The sequence below is a fragment of the Zhihengliuella sp. ISTPL4 genome (genome assembly GCF_002848265.1).
Taxonomy (GTDB): Bacteria; Actinomycetota; Actinomycetes; order Actinomycetales; family Microbacteriaceae; genus Microbacterium.
Window position 1 is genome coordinate 105,143 of record NZ_CP025422.1, and the last position, 22,786, is coordinate 127,928.

Genomic DNA, 22,786 nt, shown 5'->3' on the forward strand with positions numbered 1-22,786 from the left:
GTTGCAAACAACTTTTGACGAAGTACTAGCAAAAGTCCGTGATGCTGTGTCAGACTCGCCGCCATGACAACGGATGTCACTGGCACCGGTCTCGGGACGATCCGAACCGGGATCCTCGGCGGGGGCTTCATGGCCCGCGTGCACCGCACGGCCGCCCGAGATGCGGGCGGCGCGCTGCGCGCCGTCGCCACCCGTTCCGCGCAGGGCGCCAGGGAGGCTGCGCACCTGCTCGGCGCCGCACGGGCCGACGACGTGGAGGCCTTGCTGGACGCCGACGACATCGACGTCGTCCACATCTGCACCCCCAATGCCACGCATGCCGACCTCGCTCTCCGCGCGCTGAGGGCGGGCAAGCATGTCGTGTGCGAGAAGCCGCTCGCCACGACCGCCGCTGACGCCGCCGCGCTCGCCGCGGAAGCCGCCGAGAGCGGGCTCGTCGCGGCCGTCCCCTTCGTGTACCGCTACCACCCCATGGTGCGGGAGGCCAGGGCCCGCATCGCCCGGGGCGAGGCCGGGGAGCTGCTCACGCTGGACTGCTCGTACCTGCAGGACTGGATGCTGCGGCCCACCGACGACGACTGGCGGGTGCATTCCTCGACCGGCGGCGCCTCCCGTGCCTTCGCGGACATCGGTTCGCACCTGTGCGACCTCCTCGAGTTCGTCACGGGGGACCGCATCCGCGCCCTGAGCGCGCGTACCCGTCGGGTGTTCGCCGAGCGGGCGGGGCAGGCCGTCGACACGGAGGACATCGTCGCCGTGCTCGTCGAGACCGCGGCGGGGGCCTTGGGGACGCTGCTCATCTCGCAGATGGCGGCGGGCCGTAAGAACGCCCTCACCCTGGAGCTGCACGGGACGCGGCAGAGTCTGCGGTTCGAGCAGGAACGGCCGGAGGAGCTCTGGGTCGGCATGCGGGAGGAGTCGCGGCTGCTGCTGCGCGACCCCGTCACGGCCGACCCGGAGTCCGCCCGCCTGCAGCGTGTCCCGGCTGGCCACGCCATGGGATATCAGGACGCCTTCAACGGCTTCGTCGCCGACGTCTACGCCGCGATCGCAGGTGACGCGCCCGACGGCCTGCCGACGTTCGCCGACGGTCACCGGGCGGCCGTGCTCACCGAGGCTGTGCTCGATTCCGCCGCCCACGAGGGCCGCTGGACGGAGGTGCCGGCATGACCGCGACGACGACGCAGCCGGTGCTGCGGGTGGCGGGGATCCGCAAGGCGTTCTTCGGCGTGGAGGTGCTGAGAGGCATCGACTTCGACGTGCGGCCGGGGGAGGTGCACGGGCTCGTCGGGGAGAACGGTGCGGGCAAGTCCACGCTCATGAAGATCATCGCGGGCGTGCAGCCGGCTGACGAGGGGACGATCACGTACCGCGGCGTGGAGGTGCGCCACGCGCACCCGCGGCAGGCGATGGACGCCGGCATCGTCACGGTGTTCCAGGAGTTCACCCTGCTGCCCGAGCGCACGGTCGCGCAGAACGTCTACCTCGGCCGGGAACCGCGGCGCGCGGGACTCATCGACGTGCGCGCGATGAACGAGCGCACCGCGGAGCTGCTGAGCGACCTCGGCGTCTCCTTCATCGACCCGCAGGCCAGGGTGGGCTCGCTGACGGTGGCCGAGCAGCAGATCGTCGAGATCGTGAAGGCGCTGTCGTTCGACGCGCAGGTGATCTCGATGGACGAGCCGACCGCAGCCCTCAGCGACCGCGAGGTGGAGTTGCTGTACGCGATCATCCGCCGGCTCACCTCCCGCGGTGTCGCGGTCATCTACGTCTCCCACCGGTTGAAGGAGATCTTCGATCTCTGCGACCGGATCACGATCCTCAAGGACGGCGCCCTCGTCTCCACGGACGAGACCGCGGCGCTGACCACCGACGAGCTCGTGCGCCGGATGGTGGGGCGGTCGATCCAGTCCTACTTCCCTGACCCGGTCGCCGGTACCGCGGTCGGCGCCCCCCGGCTCGAACTCGACCGCTGCGGCAACGCCTACGTGGACGGGGTGTCGCTGACGCTCCGTGCCGGGGAGATCGTCGGGGTGGCGGGTCTCCAGGGGTCCGGACGCACGGAACTCGTGGAGGGGGTGTTCGGCATCCAGGCCTTCACACGCGGCGCCGTGCGGATCGACGGGAAGCCGGTGCGGATCACCGGGCCGCGCGCGGCCGTGCGCGCCGGACTCGCCCTCGTCTCCGAAGACCGCAAGGCGCAGGGGCTCGCGCTGGGGCAGTCGATCCTCGACAACGCCCTGCTCGTGGTGCGGAACGTGTTCGCGGGGCGCACCGCGGCGTCACGCCGGGAGGTGCCGGGGGTGCTCCGCACACTGGAGGTGTCGTCGCGCGGCCTCGACCAGGAGGTGCGTTTCCTGTCCGGGGGCAACCAGCAGAAGGTGGTGCTGGCGAAGTGGCTGCTCACGCAGCCGCAGATCGTGCTCTTCGACGAGCCGACGCGGGGTATCGACGTGGGGGCGAAGTACGCCGTCTACCAGCTGATGCGCGAGCTGGCGGCGCAGGGGAAGGCCGTGCTCATGGTCTCGAGCGAGTTGCCGGAGGTCATCGGCATGAGCGACCGCATCCTCGTCATGCACGACGGCGAACTCGTCGCCGAGCTGCCGGCCGGTGCGGCCGAGCACGAGATCCTCGCGGCGGCCACCGGCGCCAGCGGTCCTTCGACGAAGGGAGGCACGCGATGAGTCACCGCACCGGGGCCCGGCTCCGCATCGACTCGACCGTCATCGTGCTCGGCATCCTGCTGCTCGCCCTCGTCGTCGGCGCGATCCTCGTCGCCACGGTCGGACGCAACTTCCTCAGCCCGGGGAACATCCGCGACATCCTGACCGGGATGAGCGTGCTCGGTCTCGTGGCGATCGGGCAGACGCTCGTGGTGCTCGGCGCCTCGCTCGACCTCTCCGTCACCTACGTCATCAGTCTGTCGAGCCTGCTCGCGGCGACGATGATGGCCGGGAACGCCGGCAACATCCCGCTCGCCGTGATCGTGACGCTCCTGGTGTGCGCGGGGATCGGGCTCGTGAACGGGCTCATCGTGACCGTGCTCAAGGTCAACGGCTTCATCGCGACCCTCGGCATCGGGCTGATCCTCCAGGGCATCCTCAACACGAACTTCGAGGGATCGGCGGGCGAGGTCCCTTGGGCGTTCCAGCTCATCGGCGCGACGGGCGTCGGCCCGGTGCCGGTGTCCACGCTCATCATGATCGCGCTCGCCGTGCTGGTCTGGGTGCTGCTGAACCGCACCCGCACCGGCGCGCACCTCTACGCCGTCGGCGGCGACCCCGAGATCGCCCGGCTCTCCGGCGTCCGCACCCGCATGCCGCTGATCTGGGCGCACGTGCTGTGCTCGGTGTTCGCGGGGCTCGCCGGTCTCCTGCTCGCCAGCCGTCTCGGCGTCGGCAGCCCGACAGTCGGTCAGCAGGGCGGCTACGCGCTGCTCTCCATCGCCGCGGTCGTGCTCGGCGGCACGCTGCTCCTCGGCGGACGCGGCTCGATCTGGGGCACCATCGGCGGTGTCGCCATCCTCGCCGTCGTCGACAACGTCATGAGCGTGCTGCAGGTGAACCCGTTCCTCAAGGACGTCGTGCGCGGCATCGTCATCGTGGCCGCCGTCGCCGTCTACAGCCGGCGGGCCATCGTGCGTCGCCGTCCCCGCTTCGGCGCCGGCGGCACGCGCACCGGGGGAGACGACGCCGCGAAGGCGGCCGAAGCGGACATGGCGGTCGCGGCCGCCGAACTCGCCGATCCGACCACCGAGGTCGCCGCCGTCGACAGCGCCGGGGATACCGCCTCCGCGCGGGAAGGAGGGCGCTCATGAACGCGCTGCGCACGCTCCTCAGCCCCCGCGGAGCGGTCTTCCTGCTGCTCGTGATCCTGCTCGTCGCGGTCGCCGTGCTCAACCCGAGCTTCGCCGAGCCCGGCCAGTTCATGCGGTACCTGCAGCGCGTCGCCCCCATCGCGATCGTCGCGATCGGACAGTACTTCGTGATCATCACGGGGGAGTTCGACCTCTCCCAGGGTTCGCTCATCACGGCGCAGGTCATCATCGCCGGCAACCTCGTCGGCCAGGACGACGCCCGCACCCTTCCCGTCCTGCTGCTCATGATCGTGTTCGGCGTGGTCGTCGGGCTCGTGAACGGCGTCCTCACGACGCTGTTGAAGGTGCCGTCGTTCATCGTGACGCTGGGCATGATGCTCGCCCTGCTCGGCGGCGTGATGTGGTGGACGGGCGGCGCGGCCACGGGGAACCCGGCCGACAGCTTCCGGGAGATCGGCCGCGGCGGGATCCGCGACCTCCCCGTGCTGGAGTTCCTGCCCTGGGCCGTGCTGCTGCTCGCCGCGTGGCTCGCCCTCGGCATCGTCATCACCAAGCGCCCCCTGGGCAAGACCCTCATCGCGATCGGCGACAACGCCCGCGCGGTGGACTACGCCGGTGCCCGCCGGGCCTGGGCCACGACCCGCGCGTTCGTCCTGTCCTCCCTCTCCGCCACGCTCTCCGCCGTCCTGCTCGTCGGGTACGCGGGGGTGCACCCGTCCGTCGGCCGCGGCTACGAGTTCACTGCGATCACCGCGGTGGTGCTCGGCGGCGTCGTGCTCGGCGGCGGGCGCGGCTGGATCGTCGGGGCCGTGGCCGGCGCCTTCGCGCTGGAGGCGCTGTTCCTGCTCCTGAACATCGCGGGCGTCCCCTCCACCCTCCGCGACGCGGTGCAGGGCGTCATCATCATCGCGGCCGTCGCCTATGCGGGTGTCGCCTTCCGAGCCCGCCGCCGGCGCGGTCCCCAGCCGACGGACGTCCCTACCGCGGGGACCGAGAACGCCGAGAACCGCACCACCGCATCAAGCCCTACAACCAGAGGAGATTAGCAATGCGACGATCGATGAAGATCGCCACCGCAGGGGTGGCCCTCTTCGGCCTCATCGCGCTCGCCGGGTGCACGACCGACCCGTCCGTGGCGCCGGCGGAGTCGGAGAACCCCGAGGAGGCGGCCGAGACCACGGAGTGGTTCGACCAGGAGCTCTTCGACAAGCAGGACGAGGAGCGTGGCATCGACCCCCAGGGTCCTGCCGACCAGCCCTACCTCCAGCACATCAACGCCGAAATGGTCGACACGTCGGAGTTCGCCAGCACCGGGGCCAAGAAGGCCTGCTTCGCGAACGCCTCGATCTCGAACCCCTGGCGGCAGACGGGCTGGATCACGATGAACGAGCAGCTGAAGGTGCTGCAGGAGTCGGGCGCGATCAGCGAGATGGAGACCCGCGACGCGCAGGACTCCGACGACACCCAGATCGCCGACATCGACTACTTCATCTCCGAGGGGAACTGCGATGTCTTCCTCATCTCGCCGAACAGCACGGCGGCGATGACACCCGCGGTCGAGCGGGCGTGTGAGACGGGCAAGCCCGTGGTCGTGTTCGACCGGGGCGTCAACACCGACTGTCCTGTCACGTTCATCCACCCGATCGGCGGCTTCGCTTGGGGGATCGACACCGCGGAGTTCCTCATCGACAACCTCGAAGAGGGCGACAAGGTCGTGGCTCTCCGGATCCTCCCGGGCGTCGACGTGCTGGAGCACCGCTGGGCCGGAGCCGAGAAGCTGTTCGAGGAGGCCGGGATCGAGGCCGTCGACCACTTCACCGGGGCCGACCCCGCCGAGATCAAGAGCATCATCAGCGACGAGCTCGCCAAGGGGGACGTGCACGGCATCTGGATGGACGCCGGTGACGGCGCCGTCGCCGCCATCGAGGCCTTCGAGGACGCCGGTGCGGACTACCCCGTGATGACGGGTGAGGACGAGATGAGCTTCCTGCGCAAGTGGAAGGACACGGGTCTCACCGGCCTCGCTCCGGTGTACTCGAACTTCCAGTGGCGCACTCCACTGCTCGCGGCGCAGATGATCTTCGCGGGTGAAGAGGTGCCGAAGGAGTGGGTACTCCCGCAGAAGCCGATCACCGAGGCCGAGCTGGACGACTACCTCGCGGCGAACGAGGGGATGCCCGATGGCCACTACGCCAAGTTCGGCGGAGAGGACCTTCCCGGGTACCCGACGGTCTGGCAGGAGCGCCAGATCCCGTAACCCCGTGCGCTCCCGCTCTTCCGCTCCGCCTGTGCGGAGTGGGAGGGTGGGAGCGCCCGCACGATCACAAGGACAACGATGCCCCGCACGATCGCCGTCAACACCTGGGTCTGGACGTCTCCGCTGACGGACGACACCCTGGAGCCGCTCGCCCGCACGGCGGCGCGGATGGGCTACGACGCCCTGGAGCTGCCGCTGGAGAGCGTCGGCGACTGGGACCCGCTCCGGGCCCGGGCCGTGCTGGACGGCCTCGGCATGGGCGCGGTCGTGGTCGGCGCGATGGGTCCCGGCCGCTCGCTGCTCGCACGCGCCGGAGACGTCGCCGCGACGCAGGACTACCTCCGCGCGTGCCTGGACGCCGCGGCCGTGCTCGGGGCCTCGGTCGTCGCCGGACCCTTCTACGCCCCGACCGGCGTCACCTGGCGCATGGACGAGACGGAGCGGGCGGAGGTCGTCGGCGAGCTCCGGGAGAACCTCGCTCCGCTCGCCCGGGAGGCCGCGGCGATCGGCGTCACGTTGGCGGTGGAGCCGCTCAACCGCTACGAGACCAGCGTGCTGAACACGGTCGCGCAGAGTCTCGACGCGCTGGCGCCGCTGCTCGGTGCCGGGGTGGGGCTGGCGCTCGACACGTACCACCTCAACATCGAGGAGAAGCGCCCCGCCGACGCGATCCGTGCGGCCGGCGCCGCCATCGCGCACGTGCAGGTGTGCGGCAGCGACCGCGGTGCCGTGGGCGACGACCACACCGACTGGCCGGAGCTGCTCCGCGCGCTCGACGACGCCGGCTACCGCGGCGCCCTGGGGCTGGAGAGCTTCACCGGGGAGAACGCGACGATCGCCGTGGCGGCCTCCGTGTGGCGGCCGCTCGCCGCCAGTCAGGACGACCTCGCCGCCCGCAGCATCGCCCACCTCCGCGCCCTCGGCGCTTGAACCCCCTCCCGCGATATGAAGCCCCGCGATACGAAGGAGTATCCATGAGCAGTCACCCGGTCACCCTGTTCACCGGCCAGTGGGCCGACCTGCCGTTCGAGGAGGTGGCCCGCCTCGCCGCGGAGTGGGGATACGACGGGCTGGAGATCGCCGCGTCCGGCGACCACCTCGACCTCCGTCGAGCGGATGAGGACGATGCCTACGTCGCCTCCCGCCGGGAGATCCTCGACCGGCACGGCCTGCAGGTGTTCGCGATCTCCAACCATCTCGCCGGGCAGGCGGTGTGCGACGACCCGATCGACTTCCGCCACGAGGGCATCCTGCGCCCGTACGTCTGGGGCGACGGCGAGGCCGAAGGCGTCCGGCAGCGGGCGGCGGAGGACATGAAGCGTGCGGCGCGCGTGGCCGGGAAGCTCGGCGTCGACACCGTCGTCGGCTTCACCGGGTCGGCCATCTGGCCCTACGTCGCGATGTTCCCGCCGGTGCCGGAGGCGGTGATCGCCCAGGGCTTCCAGGACTTCGCGGACCGGTGGAATCCGATCCTCGACGTGTTCGACGGCGAGGGCGTGCGCTTCGCCCACGAGGTGCATCCGGGGGAGATCGCCTACGACTACTGGTCGAGCGTCCGCGCCCTCGACGCGATCGACCACCGCGACGCGTTCGGCTTCAACTGGGACCCCTCGCACATGATGTGGCAGAACATCGACCCCGTCGGTTTCATCGTCGACTTCGCGGACCGGATCTACCACGTCGACTGCAAGGACACCCGGCTGCGGCCGCGGAACGGCAGGGCGGGTGTGCTCGGCTCACACCTGCCGTGGGGCGACCCGCGGCGCGGCTGGGACTTCGTCTCCACCGGCCACGGCGACGTGCCGTGGGAGGACGCCTTCCGTGCGCTCGACGCGATCGGCTATGACGGCCCGATCTCGATCGAGTGGGAAGACGCCGGAATGGACCGCCTGCATGGCGCCCCCGAGGCGCTCGGCTTCGTGCGCTCCCTGCTGTGGCCGCCGCCGGCCGCCGCCTTCGACGCCGCGTTCCGCCACCAGTGAGAGACCGGGCCATGCCGATCCAGCACACCGTCGTCTTCCGCCTGGTGCATCCCGAGGGCTCCGCCGAGGAGCGGGAGTTCCTCGCCACCGGCCACGCCGTGCTCTCCGCGATCCCCGGGGTCGGCGATTTCTCGATCCGTCGTCAAGTCAGCGCGAAGAGCGCCCTGCGCCACCAGTTCTCGATGGTGTTCGCCGATCAGGCTGCGTACGACGCCTATGACGCGCACCCCGCGCATCGGGCGTTCGTCGCGGAGCGCTGGCTCCCCGAAGTCGCGGAGTTCCAGGAGTACGACTTCGTGGAGTGACGGGCCGGCCGGCTCAGGGCTCCCGCAGGCGGACGAGGCGCTCGTGCCCGGTCTCCTCGAGCTCGGCGATGTCGTCGCGCGACTTGAGGAAGTCCGAGAACGAGCGGTAGCCGAGGGCCTTCTCGCTGAAAGACGGGTCCATGCGGCGCATGTGCGTCTTGACCGCGGAGCTGTGCAGCCACTCGTCGGCACCCGCCTTGTCGTGACCGAGACGCAGCGCCCGCTCCAGGAGCCGCGTGGCCTCGCCCTGGTCGTCGATCTTCTCCTCGACCTTGGGTTCGTCGGCGGTGGTCTTCGTCTTGACCTTCGCGCGCGACTTCGACGCTGTCTTGGGCTTCGGGGCACCCGTGTCCGCGGCGGTGGGGGTGGAGGGCTCGGCTGGGGCCTCGACCACAGGGGACTCCGCCACAGGCGCGGGTGCCGCCTTGGTCGGACGCGCCACGCCGGGGAGCGAGTCGTACGACTCGAACTCGTCGCAGGCGGCCGCGAGGGATTTCGCCGTCGACCCGGCGACGCCCACCCCGATCACGTAGCGCCCCAGGCGCTTGCAGCGCTGGGCGAGCGGCACGTAGTCGCTGTCGCCCGCCACGATGACGACATGGGTCAGGTCCGGCAGCCGGAACATGTCCTCGACCGCGTCGACGGCGAGCCGGATGTCTGCGCCGTTCTTGGCGTACGCGGCGGCGGGGAAGAGCTGCACGAGGTCCACCGCGCGCGCCACGAGCTGCGAGCGGTACTCGGCGTTGACCGGCGACGACCAGTCCGCGTACGCCCTCGTCAGCACGAGCGTGCCGAAGGACGCCGCGTAGTCGATGATCGCGCCGACCTCGATCATGGCTCGGTTCAGCCGCTCGGCGACCTCGGGGTCGTTCGGGTTCTCCGTGATGCGCTGGCGGTCCTTGCCGTAGGAATTGCGGCCGTGGACGCGGTCGTACCAGGAGATGACGATGTTGTCGAAGTCCAGGTACACCGCCACGCGGGCGTCGGTCGTCTCAGCCACGGTCGTCCTCCTCGCCGGGGTACCGCACGCCGATCTGCGCGCGGATCTCGTCGAGGGTGCCCATGATGGCGACGCTCTCCGCGAGGGGAAGGATGTCGCCCTCGAGGATCCCGTCGCGGACGAGGCGCTCGGCGGCGAACGCCTGGTACTGCATGCCGCGGCCCTCGATGGATGAGATGTACTCCTCCTGCACGGTGCCGTCCGGCAGCACGAGACGGAAGGTGGTGGGCGCGTACCAGACCCGATCGATGTCGATGCGGGCTTCGGTGCCGACGATGCTCGCGGCGTTGGGGCCGGCGCCGCGCGAGGAGGACAGGCTCGTGGAGACCGCGCCGCCCTCATGGGTCATGACGGTGGCGACCTCGGAGTCGGCTCCGGTCTCGACCAGCCGCCCGACCGCGCGGATGGTGGTCGGCGCCCCGAGGACGTCCCAGATGAACGAGATCGGGTAGATGCCGAGGTCGAGCAGCGCGCCGCCGCCGAGCTCGAGCGCGTTCAGGCGGTGCGCGGGGTCGGTGGGGAGCTGCTGCGTGTGGTCGGCGCTCACGGCGCGGATCTCGCCCAGCGCCCCGTCGGCGAGGAGTTCGCGGATGCGGACCATGTGCGGCAGGTATCGGGTCCACATCGCCTCCATGACGAGCAGTCCGCGCTCGGCGGCGAGCCGCTGGAGGTCTTCCGCCTGGGCGCGGTTCACGGTGAACGCCTTCTCGACGAGCACGTGCTTGCCATGCTCCAGCGCGAGCCGGGCGTTCTCGTGGTGCATCGGGTGCGGCGTGGAGACGTAGATGATGTCGACGTCGGGATCGGAGACCAGCGCCTCGTATGACGGATGCGCGCGCGCGATGTCGAACCGCGACGCGAACGCGTCGGCCGACTCCTGCGAGCGCGAACCCACGGCGACGAGGTCGAGGCCGGCCGTGCGCAGATCGGATGCGAAGGCGCCGGCGATGCCGCCGGTCGCGAGGATTCCCCAACGAAGTCCAGTCATCCTCTCAGCGTAGAGGGTGGCGCGTGTGACCGTCTGTGACATCCGGTGACTCCCGGCTTCCTCCCCGTGGCCCGGGTGGTGGCCGCGCTCCTACCGTGTCGGTATGACGGAACCCCTCGTGATCGGCGCCATGGTGCGCACCCTCGGCGCCTATCCCTCCGGGTGGCGGTACCCCGGAGCGCACCGCGACCCCGCGGCGGACGCTGACATCCTCCGCCGCATCGCGCGGGAGGGGGAGGGCGCGGGTCTGGACTACCTCTTCTTCGGCGACTGGCTCGCAACCGGACCCGACCTGGAATTCCGAGACCCCTACCTCCTGGCACGCATCGATCCACTGAGCGCGGTGCTGTTCCTCGCCGGGGTGACGTCGCGGATCGGGCTCATCGCGACGGTGAACACCACCTATGCCGACCCGTATGCCACGGCGCGGGCGCTGGCCTCGCTCGACGTCCTCACCCGGGGCCGGGCGGGGATCAACCTCGTCACCGGTGCCGAGCCGCGCGCGGCAGGGAACCACGGTCGCGAGGCCCACGCCGACACCGCCACCCGCTACGACCGGGCGGAGGAGTTCGTCCTCGCCCTCCGACGGCTCTGGGACTCGTGGGATGAGGACGCCTGGATCGCGGACGCCGAGCGCGGTGTGCTCATCGACCCGCGGGGGCTCCGCGCCGCCGATGTCGCGGGCGCACACGTGCGGGTCACCGGTCCGCTCAACGTCGCGCGTCCACCGCAGGGCCGCATCCCGATCGTGCACGCGGGGACCTCGCCGCGGTCGCGGGCGCTCGCGGCGACCGCCGCCGACCTCGCGCTCATCGCCGCCCCGACGCTCGCCGACGCCGTGGCCACGCGGCGGCTGCTCCGGGAGATCGCGGCGGACGCCGGCCGCCCGGCGGAGGAGTTGAAGGTCATCGCCCCGGTGCTGCCCGTCGTCGCGGAGTCCGACGCCGCCTCCCACCTGATCGTCCGGAGACTGCTGGAACTGGTGCCGCTCGCGGAGAGGACGCAGCAGGACCGTCCCGGGTTCCCGCCGAACCGCACCGTGGACGCCCTGGCCGACGCGCTGGAGGTGGCCGCCGACGACCCGCTGCGCGCCGCGGCCTTCGATGCCCCCGTGACGGCCGCCGAAGAGGCACGCCTGGGAGAGAGGGGCGCCGGGCTCGTCGAACGGCTCGCGCGGATCGCCGGACTCGCGGTCGGGGCGGAGCCGGCGCTGACCTGGCGGCATCTCGTCGCCGCGCACGCCGTCCCTGCGGCCTTCGTCGTCGGCGATTCCGGCACGATCGCCGACCATTTCGAGAGCTGGCGCGACGAGGGGGCCGCCGACGGCTTCAACGTCCTGTCCGCGTTCCAGCCCGCGCAGTTCGAGGCATTCACCCGCCTCGCGGCCCCCGAGCTCCGCCGTCGCGGCCTCCTCCGCACCCCGGACGAGACCGGCGAGGGGGTCGGCGCGGAGACGCTGCGCGACCGCCTCCGTATGACGTCGCATGTCGGCGCGTGACCACGGGTGTCGTCTCGCGACATCCGGAGTCCGCCACCTCGCCCCCGCCCCCTGCCGCTTCCTACCGTGAACACCACCCGCACCCCGCACCCTGCCTTCCGAACCCGAGGAGTCCCCCGCATGAACCGCCGCCTCATCCGCACCGCCGCCGTCGCGGTCCCGCTCGTCCTGGCCGGCGGCCTCGCCGCCTGCGCCTCCTCGCCTGCCCCGGGGAACACTCCTGCCGACGCGGGGGACCCCGTCCCCGGCGGCACCCTGACCTACCTCGAGCACCAGCCCTACACGAACCTGTACCCGCCGCAGGCCGGCTTCTACCCGAACGGTGGCATCGTCAACAACATCGCCGCGCGGCTCACCTGGCAGAACCCGGAGACGCTCGAGATCGAGCCGTGGATCGCCGCGGAGTGGACCGTGAACGACGACGCCACCGAGTACACCTTCGACCTCAATGCGGACGTGACGTTCTCGGACGGCACGCCCGTCGACGCCGCCGCCGTGGCGAAGAACTTCGACACCTACGGCCTGGGCGATGCCGAACGCGGTCTCACCGTCTCCGAGGCCATCAACAACTACGCCGGCAGCGAGGTCGTCGACGAAGACACCGTGACGTTCCGCTTCAGCGCGCCGGCGCCCGGATTCCTGCAGGCGACGTCGACCATCAACTCGGGACTGCTGTCCCCGGAGACGCTGGACGGCACGATCGAGGACTTCGGCGCCGGCAGCGCGGAGGAGATCATCGGCTCCGGGCCGTTCACCGTCACCGGCGAGAAGCTCGGCACCGAGTACACGCTCACCGCCCGCGACGACTACGCCTGGGGCCCGGACAGCGCAGAGAACGACGGTCGTCCGTACCTCGACGCGGTGCACGTGCTGGTCACGCCCGAGGATTCCGTCCGCATCGGGTCGCTGCTCGCGGGCCAGGCCGACTACGTCCGCTACGTCCAGGCGTTCGACGAGGACCGCGTGGAGGGGGCCGGGTTCACGCTGTACGCGCCGCAGACCCGCGGCGTGAACAACTCGATCGCCCTCCGCCCGGAGAACCCGCTGCTGTCCGACATCCGCGTGCGTCAGGCGATCATCGCCGCGGTCGACGCGCAGGAAGTCGTCGACACCCTGTTCACCGAGAACTACCCGGTGGCGACGTCCGTGCTGTCCTCGCAGGCCGCGGGTTACAAGGACGAGTCCGCGCACTACGCCCACGATCCGGAGAAGGCGGAGGCGCTGCTCGACGAGGCGGGCTGGGAACCCGGCTCCGACGGCGTCCGCGAGAAGGACGGCGAGCGGCTGTCGATCACGGTCTATGAGGCCAAGCCGCAGCCGCTGTCGAAGCAGACGCTGGAGCTCGTGGCGCAGCAGCTCGCGGAAGCCGGTGTCGAGCTCATCGTCAAGCCGGGCGACGCGGGCAGCTACGCGGAGGACACGCGCGATCCCCTGAAGACGGGGTTCTACCACTCGATGGTCGGCCGTGCCGATCTCGATGTGATCAAGAGCCAGTACTTCACGACGAACCGCGACGTGCTGATCTCGCAGGATGCGACGCTCGACGAGCTGCTGCTCGCCGTCGCCTCCGAGCCGGACGCCGAGAAGCGGGTGGCCGCTTCCCAGGCCGTGCAGGACTATATCGCGGAGCAGGCGTACGTGATCCCGCTCTTCGAGGAGCCGCAGGTCTACGGTGCGGCCACGTACGTGCACGGCGTCGCGTTCGAGTCGGTCGGCCGGCCCACGTTCTCCGGCGTGTGGCTCGCGGAGCACTGAGGATCACGGTGACCCCATGACCTTCGTCCTCCGACGGGCCGGGCAGGCCGCGATCGTGCTGATCGCGGCCTTCACGGCCACGTTCTTCCTGCTGCAGCTGCTGCCGGGAGACGCCATCCTCATCAAGTTCTCCGACCCGAGCCTGGGGCTCTCCGCCGCTCAGCTCGACGACATCCGCGCGACCTACGGTGCCGACGTGCCCTGGGGGGAGCAGTATCTGCACGCGGGGCTCGGCTTCCTCGCCGGCGACTTCGGATACTCGACCCAGTACGGCACCCCGGTGCGGACGATGCTCGCCGAGGCGCTGCCCGCCACGCTGCTGCTCGCGGCGCTCGGACTCCTGGTCGCGGTCGTGCTCGCGGTGCTGATCGCTGCGCTCTCCACGCTCGCGCCCTTCGCCTGGCTGCGGGACGGTCTGCGGCAGGTGCCGGGACTGTTCGTCGCGGTGCCGGTCTTCTGGCTCGGGATCCTCCTCATCCAGGTGTTCTCGTTCGGTCTCGGCTGGGTGCCGATCGTGGGGGCCGATCCCGTGAGCGGCCTGATCCTGCCGGTCCTCACGCTCGCCGTGCCGATCTCGGCGCCGCTCGCCCAGGTACTGGTCCGCTCCATCGACCGGGTGCAGGCGCAGCCGTTCGTGACCGTGGTTCGGGCGAAGGGCGCGCCGCCGGCGTGGGTGCTCACGCGGTCGGTCGCGCGCAACGCCGCCGTCCCGACCCTCACCATCGCGGGGGTGCTGTTCGGAGAGCTCGTCGGAGGCGCGGTGGTCACCGAGACGGTGTTCGGCCGCACGGGCCTCGGACGTCTCACGGAGCAGGCCGTCGCGAACCAGGACATCCCGGTGCTGCAGGGGGTGGTGCTGCTCTCGGCCCTGGGGTTCGTAATGATTAGCTTCGCCGTCGACCTGGCCACGCCGCTGATCGATCCGCGGCAGCGGCGATCGGCGCGCGCCGCCCGGTCCCGCCCCGTCCGTCCCGCCGCCCAGGAGGTACCCGTATGACCGCTCCCGTGATCGCGGAGACGTCCCTCGAGACGCCCGGTGCGCTGCCCGCGCCGGCCGCACCCACCCGCGTCTCCCCATCCCGTCCGCGACGACGCTTCCGCGCCTGGGGCCTGTATCTGGCGTTCGCGGTCGTCGCCGTGGCGGTGCTGTGGGCGGTGATCCCCGGGGTCTTCGCACCGGGCGATCCGCTGACCGGCGTCCCCGCCGACAAGCTCCTGCCGCCGAGCGGCGCGCACTGGTTCGGGACCGACGCGCTCGGCCGTGACCTGTTCGGCCGGGTCGTGCACGGCGCGGTGCACTCCCTGTCGGGGGCGCTCATCGCCGTGACGGTCGGCCTCGCGCTGGGGACGCTCCTCGGGGCTGTCGCCGGCGCGACCGGCGGCGTCGTGGACGACGCGCTGATGCGGATCGTCGACGTGCTGCTGGCGATCCCGGGGCTGCTGCTGTCGCTCTCCGTCATCATCCTGCTCGGCTTCGGCACCGTGAACGCGGCGATCGCCGTGGGCCTCGGCAGCGTCGCCGCCTTCGCCCGGCTCATGCGCGCGGAGGTGGCGCGGGTGCGCCGTACCGAGTACGTCGAGGCGGCCTTCGGCAGCGGCGGCACCTTCGTCGCCGTGCTGCGCCGGCATGTGCTCCCCAACGCGCTCACCCCGATCATCGCGCTCGCCGCCTTGCAGTTCGGCACGGCGATCCTCGCCATCTCCACCCTCGGCTTCCTCGGCTACGGGGCCCCGCCGCCCACCCCCGAGTGGGGGCTGCTGATCGCCGAAGGACGCAACTACATCGCGACCGCCTGGTGGCTCACGGCGCTCCCCGGCCTCGTGGTCGTCGCCGTCGTGCTCAGCGCCAACCGCATCAGCCACCGGCTCGGAAGGAGCACCCGATGACACTGGACACACCTCCGACCGCGTCCTCAGCCACACCCGTCCTCACGGCGACGAACCTGCGGGTCTCGTACGCCGGCCGCGAGGTCGTGCACGGCCTCTCCTTCGCCATCGCCGAGGGGGAGACCCTCGCCCTCGTCGGCGAATCGGGCTCGGGCAAGTCCACCACGGCGCACGCCCTCCTCGGTCTACTGCCGGAAGGGGGACGGGTCGAGGGCGGCCGCGTCCGGCTCGGCGACCTCGAGATCTCCGGATGGTCGGATCGGTCGTTCCGCAGTATCCGCGGGTCCGAGATCGGACTGGTGCCGCAGGACCCGACCACGTCGCTCGACCCGGTGCGCCCCGTCGGCGTGCAGGTCGCGGAGGTCCTGCGTCTGCACGGGTATCGCGACCGGCGGTCCCGGAACGCCCGGGTGCTCGAGCTCCTCGACCGCGTCGGGCTGGACGACCCCGACCTGCGCGCCCGACAGCATCCGCACGAGCTCTCCGGCGGCATGCGGCAGCGGGTCCTCATCGCGGCCGCGATCGCCCTCCGCCCTCGGCTGCTCATCGCGGACGAGCCCACCAGCGCCCTCGATGCCACGGTGCAGCGCCGCGTGCTGGATCTGCTGGACGAGCTGCAGCGCGAGGACGGCACGAGCATCCTGCTCGTGACCCACGACCTCGGCGTCGCCGCGGACCGCGCGGCGCGGATCGCGGTGCTGAAGGACGGCCGCATCGTGGAGCAGGGACCGAGCGCGCGGGTGCTCGCCGAACCGGCGGACCCGTACACGCGGCAACTGCTCGCCGACGCGCCCGCCTTCACGACCGGCTTCCGGCGTCCCGACACGCCGCCGTTCCTCCGGGATGCCGCGGCGGTGGCCGCCGAGAAGCCGTATGAGGTCGTGGCCGCGGGCCTCGTGAAGGAGTTCCGGGTCGCGGGTCGTGAGCGCTTCCGCGCGGTCGACGACGTCTCCTTCCGGGTGCGGCGCGGGACGACCCATGCGCTGGTCGGCGAGTCCGGATCGGGCAAGTCGACGACCGCACGCCTGGTCACGCGCTTCCTCCGTCCGGACGCCGGGACCGTGGAGCTCGCGGGGGCGGACGCGACGGCCGTCGAGGGGGCGCGATTGCGTGTGCTGCGCCGGCGGATCCAGCTCGTGTACCAGAACCCGTTCGCCTCCCTGGATCCGCGGCAGCAGATCGCCGACATCGTGGCCGAGCCGCTGCACAACTTCCGCATCGGGGGCCGGTCCGAGCGTCGGGATCGCGCGGTCGCGCTGCTGGAACGCGTGGCGCTGCCGGCGGATGCCGCCCGCCGCACGCCGAGCGAGCTGTCCGGCGGGCAGCGACAGCGGGTCGCGATCGCGCGGGCGCTCGCCGTCGACCCGGAGATCCTCGTGCTCGACGAGGCGGTGTCGGCGCTGGACGTGACGGTGCAGGCGCGCATCCTCGAACTGCTCGCCGCGCTCCAGGCCGAGCTCGGACTCACCTACCTCTTCATCTCGCACGACCTCGCCGTGGTGCGCCGCATCAGCCACACCGTCTCGGTGATGCACCGCGGGCGCATCGTGGAGGACGGGCCGACCGAAGAGCTGTTCCACGACCCGCAGCACGAGAACACCCGGGAGCTGCTGGCCGCGGTCCCCGGTCGAACGGAGATCATCGCATGAGCACCCTCCCTCGTCCCACCGTCGCGTTCTTCACGCGGCTCCTCGACGACGCGTCCCCGGCCGACCGCTACCGCCTCGCCCTGGCGCAGATCCAGCACGCCGAGGAACACGGGGTGGGGCGCGCGTGGGTGGCGCAGCACCATTTCCGGGCGGCGGAAGGCGGGCTGCCCTCGCCGCTCGTCTTCCTCGCGCACGCAGCGGCACGCACCTCGGGGATCCGGCTCGGCACCGGGATCATCACGCTTCCCCTCGAAGACCCGGTCCGGGTGGCTGAGGACGCGGTGGTGGCCGACCTGCTCGCGGACGGGCGGATCGACCTCGGCCTCGGCAGCGGCGGCACCCCGTCATCCTTCGCGCCCTTCGGGGAGGACGTGCGCGACAAGGGGCCCACGTACGACCGCAAGCTCGGCGTCCTGCTCGACGCTCTCCTGGGCCGCGACGTGGGTGCGGGGAACACGCTGTATCCGGACGCGGGGTCGCTGGCCGCGCGGATCTGGCAGGCCACCTTCTCGGCATCCGGCGGCCATCGCGCGGGCATCCACGGCCACGGGCTCCTGCTGTCCCGCACGCAGCCTCGCCCCGCCGACCGCCTGCACGCGCCGCTGTCCGCGCTGCAGGACCCCATCATCGACGCCTACCTCGACGCGCTGCCCGCCGGGACGACGCCGCGGATCACCGCCTCCCGCACCGTGTTCGTGGCGGACGACCGCGCCGAGGCACTCCGGTTCGCCGAGGTCGGGTTGCGGCGAGCGGCCGAGGGCTTCCGTCTGCAGGGCCAGACCATCCCCGGAGACGACCTCGACGACCTCATCGCCGCTCTCGACACGCATCTCGGCACGCCCGAGGAGGTCGCCGCCTCGCTCGCCGCCGACACCACCCTGCACCGGGCGACCGAAGTGGCGTTCCAGGTGCACTCGGTCGACGCGCCGCACGCCCACGTCCTGCGGTCGATCGAGTTGTTCGCAACGGAGGTCGCTCCGGCCCTCGGCTACGCGCTGACCCCGCCCGACCCCGAGACCACCCGCACGTCCGAGAACACCCCCACCGTGAAGGAGAACGCATGACCGCCGACATCGTCGACCAGCTGACGGGGGTGACGCCGGAGCTGGATGCGCTGCGTCGTCGCCGTCCCGTGACCAGGGAGCAGCTCCAGGCGAGCTTCGACGCGCTGTTCCACCCGGTCTCCGTGGCTCCCGTCTCGCTCGCGGAGCGCGCGCTCATCGCGGCGTTCGCGACCGCTCTCGCCGGTGCCGACGACCCCACCGGAGAGTTCTACGCCCGGAGGGCCCGCGAGATCGACCCGAAGCGCGCCGTGATCGTCGCGCGGGAGGCAGAGTCCGCCGCGACCACCGGACCGTTCGGCGCCTACACCGAACGCGGGCTGGAGGCGGAGAGCACCGACGGCGCGCGCTACCTCCCGGACGAAGCGGCAGCGACCGCCCTGGGGGAGCGTCTCGCGGCGGCTCTCGCGCACACGCACCTGCTGGTGTTCCGTCCCCGCGAGGCATCAGGCGCCGACCTCGGCCGCCTCCACGACGCCGGCTGGTCGGCGGACGGCATCGTGACCCTGTCGCAGCTCGTGGCGTTCCTCACCTTCCAGCAGCGGGTCGTCACCGGCCTGCGAGTGCTCCAGGACGCCGGACTCACCGCCACCGCCACCGACACCGCCGCCGACCCCGACACGGACACGGACACCGCCACCGACACCGCTACCGACACCGCCGAGGAGGCCGCATGACCGCCGCCGACACCGTGCTCCGGCACGATGACGCCCCCTATCCCGACGCCTTCACCCGCGCCGAGGTCGGCTGGACGCCGCACCTCGCGCCGCTGGCGGAGGAGGATCTCACCCCGCGGCATCTCGACGGCCTCGTCGACGCCGCCCGCGCGAAGAACGAGTACTTCCGGCTGCTCGCGCGCGACCCCGAGGTGCTCCGCGCGCGCACCCTCGTCGACAAGGACATCTTCTACAACACCGCGGAGGGGCTTCCCCGCGCTGAGCGGGAGCTCGCCGCGACGGCCGCCTCTCGGCGCAACGGCTGCGTGTTCTGCGCCTCCGTGCACTCCCGGTTCGCGGCGCACCACGGCAAGCGGCCGGAGGACGTCGATGCACTCCTCGCCGAGGGCGTGGACGCGGATCTCGGGGAGCGCTGGAACGCGATCGTCGCCGCCGCGGTCGCGCTGACCGACACGCCCCGCGCGTTCGGTCCCGCGCATATCGCGCGCCTCCGTGCGGCCGGACTGGACGATCTTGAGATCGCGGACGTCGTGCACGGCGCGGCCTTCTTCAACTGGGCGAACCGGCTGATGCTCTCGCTCGGCCGCGCCGTCGCTCCCGCCTGACCTCGCAGGCGGTCAGGCCCAGCCAGCTGCCCAGCCAGCTCTTCGGAGGACGTCACCAGAGACGTCGACCCACCGTGAGGTTCACGGTCGTGCCCTATTCGTCGCAGGTTGCGATATCGGTGGGCGCGGCATCGACGACCGAGGTCGTCACGGTCGTCCAGCTCGTCGTCGTCCCCGCGGGGAAGCTGGCGAACGCGGTGAGTGTGACTTCGCGTTCGCCGATGTACCGCCCGGTATCGGGGTCGATGATGATGTCGTATTGGACATGGTTCGTCGGTTCGAACCGGCCGATCGCGATCCCGGTGGTGCCGTTCAAGGTCGCTTGCTGATCCGTGATCGTCACTCCCGGGATCAGCGCGGCTGCTTTGTACAGCGCTGCCCGGAACTCGGCGGGCGCGGTCCCTCGCTCGAGAGCGCTCGTGATCCACTCGAGCGCCTGTCCGTCGCGAGACTGCCCGGAGGTGCCGTTCAGCTCGTGGATCTTGCTGAGGAGCTCGGCCGGGTCGCGCGGGAGGGCGTCGTCGTCGACTCTCGCGGCCGTCATGGTCCGATACCCCGCCAGGCTGTGCCCATCGGGGCCGATCCCTCCAGGGAATCGCCGGATGACGCTCGAATCGGCCGGGTAGAAGTTCACTGCCTGTTCGCTGGCGAAAGCCTCGGACCTGGGACCGAAGGTCTGCAGTGGCCACCGTCCGCATTGGATCCATACCCAGTCGTCGTCACGATCAGCGGGCACATAGAGTTCGTCGTGGTAGCCGTCGATCATGGAAACGTCGCCTTCCGTCACCGTGTTTCCGTTGTTCGCTCTGATCTTCTCGGCATCCGCTTCGAGAGTTCCGACGGCACCGAAAGCGCCGTCGGTGCGAACGAACAGGTACTGCCCCGGTCCGACGGCCGGGTCGCTGACCTCCATGGTCGCGAGCGCTGCAGAGTGGAGCGCACTCGCCGCGGCGGGATCGGCTCCGCCATTCCACTCGGCGACGCCCAGAACGTCTGTGGCCACCAGCGCGGCCACGAGACCTGCGGCGCCCAGCATGGAGAATCCAGCCCACGCAAACGTGCGTCGACGTGTCGGCGCGGGACGAAACCTCGTGTTGTCCCCCAGGTGCGAGAAAAGCGCCACAGCCATTTCGCCGCCGATGCGTTCGGCGAGAGCGTCTCGTCCGCGCGTCAGCGCCGCGGCGCTCGGTGCACGGGAATCGTCACGCGTGCTGCGGAGCAGCGTCAGCTCGTCCATGATCCGTCTCCTGTTCGATCGAGGTGAGGGCGGCTGCGCGACGGAGCTTCCGTCGCGCCCGGTTGAGTCGTGAGCGCACGGTGCCGACGGGCACCTGCATCGCCTGAGCGATCGCCGCATAGTCGAGATCTCCCCACGCATAGAGCAGCAGCGTGTCTCGGTCCGCAGCCGGCAGACGTCGAAGTGCTTTCGTCAACCGGTGGGTGAGCCGCTCCGCATCGATGCGCGCTCCCGCTTGCTCGATGAAGTCCGGCGCGACCTGAGCGGCGAGATCCGCTGACATCCCCTTCCACGCGATCGCCTCCACACGGGCATGCTTGCGCATGAGCCGGGTTGCGATCCCGAGCAGCCACGGCCTCGCGCTCCGCACGGTGACGTCGTACGCCGCACGTCGGTCGAAGGCCACAAGAAACGTCTCGGACATCACGTCATCCGCCGCGTGGTCACCCAAACGCTGGGCGGCGTAGCGATACACCGACGTCGAATGGCGCTCATACAGCGCCTGGAAGACAGCCGGATCGTGGATCGAGCGTTCAATCACCTCGTTATCGGGGCTCACGTCCGTATTGCTCGATTCCGCTGATTCGGTTCACACCAATATCGCAGCACGCGGAGCAGTAGCGCGGCACCTGGGGTTCTCGGCAAGCTGATCATCGACGCCGTGAGCAGCTGACACTCCGAGACCGGGGCCAACCGAAAACGGCTGCCACGCCCCAGTTGGGCCGGCGGATGCGCGACTCTTCGTGCCATCCCTTTTGTACGGGCGTTCGCTCGTCCGCCACCGCGCGAGTCAGGGCCGTCGATCGCGGACGTCGTGCACGGCGCGGCCTTCTTCAACTGGGCGAACCGGCTGATGCTCTCGCTCGGCCACCCCGTCCCCCCGCCTGACCGCGCGGGCGGTCAGGGTTTCCTGGGCGCGACGGGACCCGTCGAACGCCGTGTGCGGGCCGACGCCCGACGCTCTGTCAGGCTCGAGCCGGTGAGGAACGCGAGGAGACCGATCAGCAGATACGCGGACAGTTCTTCCAGGTCAGCGGTACTGCTTCCGCCCCAGACGGAAATCCCCAGCACCGAGAACCAGGCGACGACGGCCAGGACGGCCAACGTGGTGCCCAGCTTCGGGCCGACTCGCCCGACGATCGCACCGAGGGCGAAGAGAGCTGCTCCCACTGTGGCGTAGATCATCTCACTCCTAACAGTCCCTGAACCACGGCCACCATATGCCCGCGGGTCCGCCGACACCGACGACGTAATGGATAGAAACGCATTTGCCTCCGGCGAGGTTTGCGGTGCTGAAGCCGGCAACCGTCGTGCACGCGATCTGGAGAGCCTTCGCGAATGGAACCGGTGATTTACTCAGCACGGCCGCGCACGTGGCGTAAGTCGCGACGGCCGCTACGCTCTCCGTCTTATTCAGATGGACCTGAATATACGGACCAAAGAAGTTAACAGTCGGATCGGCGACCACGGGGAACGAAGCTCCGGTGGTGTCCACGATCTGAGTGAGCGTTGATCCGGACACTTCATAATGAGTAGGCAACGAACGGCCGTCAGCATCGACTGCCCAAGGCGCGTCGATGCCGCCGAGGAAGCTCGTGGCGTTCGAGATACTCACTGTCCCGTTGTCGAGGAGGGTCAACCGGATGTCGTGTTCGAAGGTCCACTCGGGCGGCCCATCGGTCGTGGAGTCAAGGATCGCCGCGAACCGCGTCTTTCGATCGTCCGGATGGCTGACCGCATACGTAACGGAAGAGCCGTGAGCGAGGGTGTACTGTCCGGACCTTGAGATCGAGCCGCTTCCGGTGGCGTCGCCCAGCGAAACTCGAAGGTCTCCCGCGGGTAGATCAGCAGTGATGGCTCCGCCGTTCTCGTGAAGAACCGCGGGATCGGCGTGAGTCGGCGTAGGCGCGCCGACGCCGATCATCTCCGCTTGTTCAAGCATGCTCTCGACCGCGTCATTATCACCCGAGCTTGCGGTAGGTGTGCCGATCGACGAGAGGATCGTGATCATCGAGACCATGATGACGCCCCCGTGTCTTGCCAGCTTCATTGCTTCTCCAATCCCTCG

The 22,786-nt window shown here is 70.7% G+C and carries 22 protein-coding genes; 16 read left to right on the forward strand and 6 right to left on the reverse strand.

Annotated features, from left to right (window positions below):
- The first annotated feature begins 63 nt into the window (after positions 1 to 63).
- From CYL12_RS00490 to CYL12_RS00525, 8 genes are all read left to right on the forward strand, one after another.
- Positions 64 to 1,170: a Gfo/Idh/MocA family protein gene (locus CYL12_RS00490; protein ID WP_101844554.1), complete on the forward strand. Its 1,107-nt coding sequence runs from the start codon at positions 64 to 66 to the stop codon at positions 1,168 to 1,170.
- Entirely contained in the window at positions 1,167 to 2,684 is a 1,518-nt protein-coding gene (locus tag CYL12_RS00495) for a sugar ABC transporter ATP-binding protein (RefSeq protein ID WP_101844556.1), read from the forward strand. Before CYL12_RS00490 ends, CYL12_RS00495 begins: the two co-directional genes overlap by 4 nt.
- Entirely contained in the window at positions 2,681 to 3,817 is a 1,137-nt protein-coding gene (locus CYL12_RS00500; protein WP_101844559.1) for an ABC transporter permease, read from the forward strand. Before CYL12_RS00495 ends, CYL12_RS00500 begins: the two co-directional genes overlap by 4 nt.
- On the forward strand, positions 3,814 to 4,863 hold the full coding sequence (locus tag CYL12_RS00505) for an ABC transporter permease (RefSeq protein ID WP_233486797.1): 1,050 nt from the start codon (positions 3,814 to 3,816) through the stop codon (positions 4,861 to 4,863). The genes CYL12_RS00500 and CYL12_RS00505 overlap by 4 nt, the downstream gene beginning before the upstream one ends.
- A gap of 2 nt (positions 4,864 to 4,865) precedes the next feature.
- A complete protein-coding gene (locus CYL12_RS00510; protein ID WP_101844561.1) occupies positions 4,866 to 6,074 on the forward strand; it encodes a substrate-binding domain-containing protein in 1,209 nt (402 codons plus the stop codon).
- A 78-nt stretch (positions 6,075 to 6,152) separates the two neighbouring features.
- Positions 6,153 to 7,004: a sugar phosphate isomerase/epimerase family protein gene (locus tag CYL12_RS00515; protein ID WP_101844563.1), complete on the forward strand. Its 852-nt coding sequence runs from the start codon at positions 6,153 to 6,155 to the stop codon at positions 7,002 to 7,004.
- A 44-nt stretch (positions 7,005 to 7,048) separates the two neighbouring features.
- Positions 7,049 to 8,056 carry a sugar phosphate isomerase/epimerase family protein gene (locus CYL12_RS00520; protein ID WP_101844565.1) on the forward strand — a complete coding sequence of 336 codons (1,008 nt, stop codon included), beginning with the start codon at positions 7,049 to 7,051 and terminating at the stop codon, positions 8,054 to 8,056.
- An 11-nt stretch (positions 8,057 to 8,067) separates the two neighbouring features.
- Positions 8,068 to 8,361: a Dabb family protein gene (locus CYL12_RS00525; protein WP_101844568.1), complete on the forward strand. Its 294-nt coding sequence runs from the start codon at positions 8,068 to 8,070 to the stop codon at positions 8,359 to 8,361.
- Between the two features lie 13 nt (positions 8,362 to 8,374).
- On the opposite strand, the gene CYL12_RS00530 is transcribed toward CYL12_RS00525, so the two are convergent.
- Positions 8,375 to 9,361: an NYN domain-containing protein gene (locus tag CYL12_RS00530; protein WP_101844571.1), complete on the reverse strand. Its 987-nt coding sequence runs from the start codon at positions 9,359 to 9,361 to the stop codon at positions 8,375 to 8,377.
- Positions 9,354 to 10,349, reverse strand: coding sequence for a Gfo/Idh/MocA family protein (locus CYL12_RS00535; protein WP_101848615.1), 996 nt, complete (start codon positions 10,347 to 10,349; stop codon positions 9,354 to 9,356). The genes CYL12_RS00530 and CYL12_RS00535 overlap by 8 nt, the downstream gene beginning before the upstream one ends.
- A gap of 103 nt (positions 10,350 to 10,452) precedes the next feature.
- On the opposite strand from CYL12_RS00535, the gene CYL12_RS00540 reads away from it, so the two are divergent.
- From CYL12_RS00540 to CYL12_RS00575, 8 genes are all read left to right on the forward strand, one after another.
- Positions 10,453 to 11,847, forward strand: coding sequence for an NtaA/DmoA family FMN-dependent monooxygenase (locus tag CYL12_RS00540; RefSeq protein ID WP_101844574.1), 1,395 nt, complete (start codon positions 10,453 to 10,455; stop codon positions 11,845 to 11,847).
- A 120-nt stretch (positions 11,848 to 11,967) separates the two neighbouring features.
- Positions 11,968 to 13,602 carry a TIGR04028 family ABC transporter substrate-binding protein gene (locus CYL12_RS00545; protein ID WP_101844576.1) on the forward strand — a complete coding sequence of 545 codons (1,635 nt, stop codon included), beginning with the start codon at positions 11,968 to 11,970 and terminating at the stop codon, positions 13,600 to 13,602.
- A gap of 16 nt (positions 13,603 to 13,618) precedes the next feature.
- Positions 13,619 to 14,599: an ABC transporter permease gene (locus CYL12_RS00550; RefSeq protein ID WP_101844580.1), complete on the forward strand. Its 981-nt coding sequence runs from the start codon at positions 13,619 to 13,621 to the stop codon at positions 14,597 to 14,599.
- Positions 14,596 to 15,489 (forward strand): ABC transporter permease, encoded by an 894-nt coding sequence (locus CYL12_RS00555; RefSeq protein WP_101844582.1) that lies wholly within the window; start codon positions 14,596 to 14,598, stop codon positions 15,487 to 15,489. The genes CYL12_RS00550 and CYL12_RS00555 overlap by 4 nt, the downstream gene beginning before the upstream one ends.
- The gene (locus CYL12_RS00560) at positions 15,486 to 17,138 is read left to right on the forward strand and encodes a dipeptide ABC transporter ATP-binding protein (RefSeq protein WP_101844584.1); all 1,653 of its coding nucleotides are present in this window, start codon (positions 15,486 to 15,488) and stop codon (positions 17,136 to 17,138) included. The genes CYL12_RS00555 and CYL12_RS00560 overlap by 4 nt, the downstream gene beginning before the upstream one ends.
- Positions 17,135 to 18,202: a putative FMN-dependent luciferase-like monooxygenase gene (locus CYL12_RS00565; protein WP_101844586.1), complete on the forward strand. Its 1,068-nt coding sequence runs from the start codon at positions 17,135 to 17,137 to the stop codon at positions 18,200 to 18,202. The genes CYL12_RS00560 and CYL12_RS00565 overlap by 4 nt, the downstream gene beginning before the upstream one ends.
- Entirely contained in the window at positions 18,199 to 18,876 is a 678-nt protein-coding gene (locus tag CYL12_RS00570; RefSeq protein ID WP_101844588.1) for a CMD domain protein, read from the forward strand. Before CYL12_RS00565 ends, CYL12_RS00570 begins: the two co-directional genes overlap by 4 nt.
- Positions 18,873 to 19,481, forward strand: a complete 609-nt coding sequence (locus CYL12_RS00575) for an alkylhydroperoxidase domain protein (RefSeq protein WP_101844591.1) — start codon at positions 18,873 to 18,875, stop codon at positions 19,479 to 19,481. The genes CYL12_RS00570 and CYL12_RS00575 overlap by 4 nt, the downstream gene beginning before the upstream one ends.
- Before the next feature lie 94 nt (positions 19,482 to 19,575).
- On the opposite strand, the gene CYL12_RS00580 is transcribed toward CYL12_RS00575, so the two are convergent.
- The 4 genes from CYL12_RS00580 to CYL12_RS00595 form a co-directional block, all read right to left on the reverse strand.
- A complete protein-coding gene (locus CYL12_RS00580; protein WP_101844593.1) occupies positions 19,576 to 20,718 on the reverse strand; it encodes a CU044_5270 family protein in 1,143 nt (380 codons plus the stop codon).
- Positions 20,684 to 21,277, reverse strand: a complete 594-nt coding sequence (locus CYL12_RS00585) for an RNA polymerase sigma factor (protein WP_233486798.1) — start codon at positions 21,275 to 21,277, stop codon at positions 20,684 to 20,686. The genes CYL12_RS00580 and CYL12_RS00585 overlap by 35 nt, the downstream gene beginning before the upstream one ends.
- A gap of 341 nt (positions 21,278 to 21,618) precedes the next feature.
- On the reverse strand, positions 21,619 to 21,903 hold the full coding sequence (locus tag CYL12_RS17050; protein WP_158297049.1) for a hypothetical protein: 285 nt from the start codon (positions 21,901 to 21,903) through the stop codon (positions 21,619 to 21,621).
- A gap of 7 nt (positions 21,904 to 21,910) precedes the next feature.
- Positions 21,911 to 22,729, reverse strand: a complete 819-nt coding sequence (locus tag CYL12_RS00595) for a hypothetical protein (RefSeq protein WP_158297050.1) — start codon at positions 22,727 to 22,729, stop codon at positions 21,911 to 21,913.
- Positions 22,730 to 22,786 lie beyond the last annotated feature (57 nt).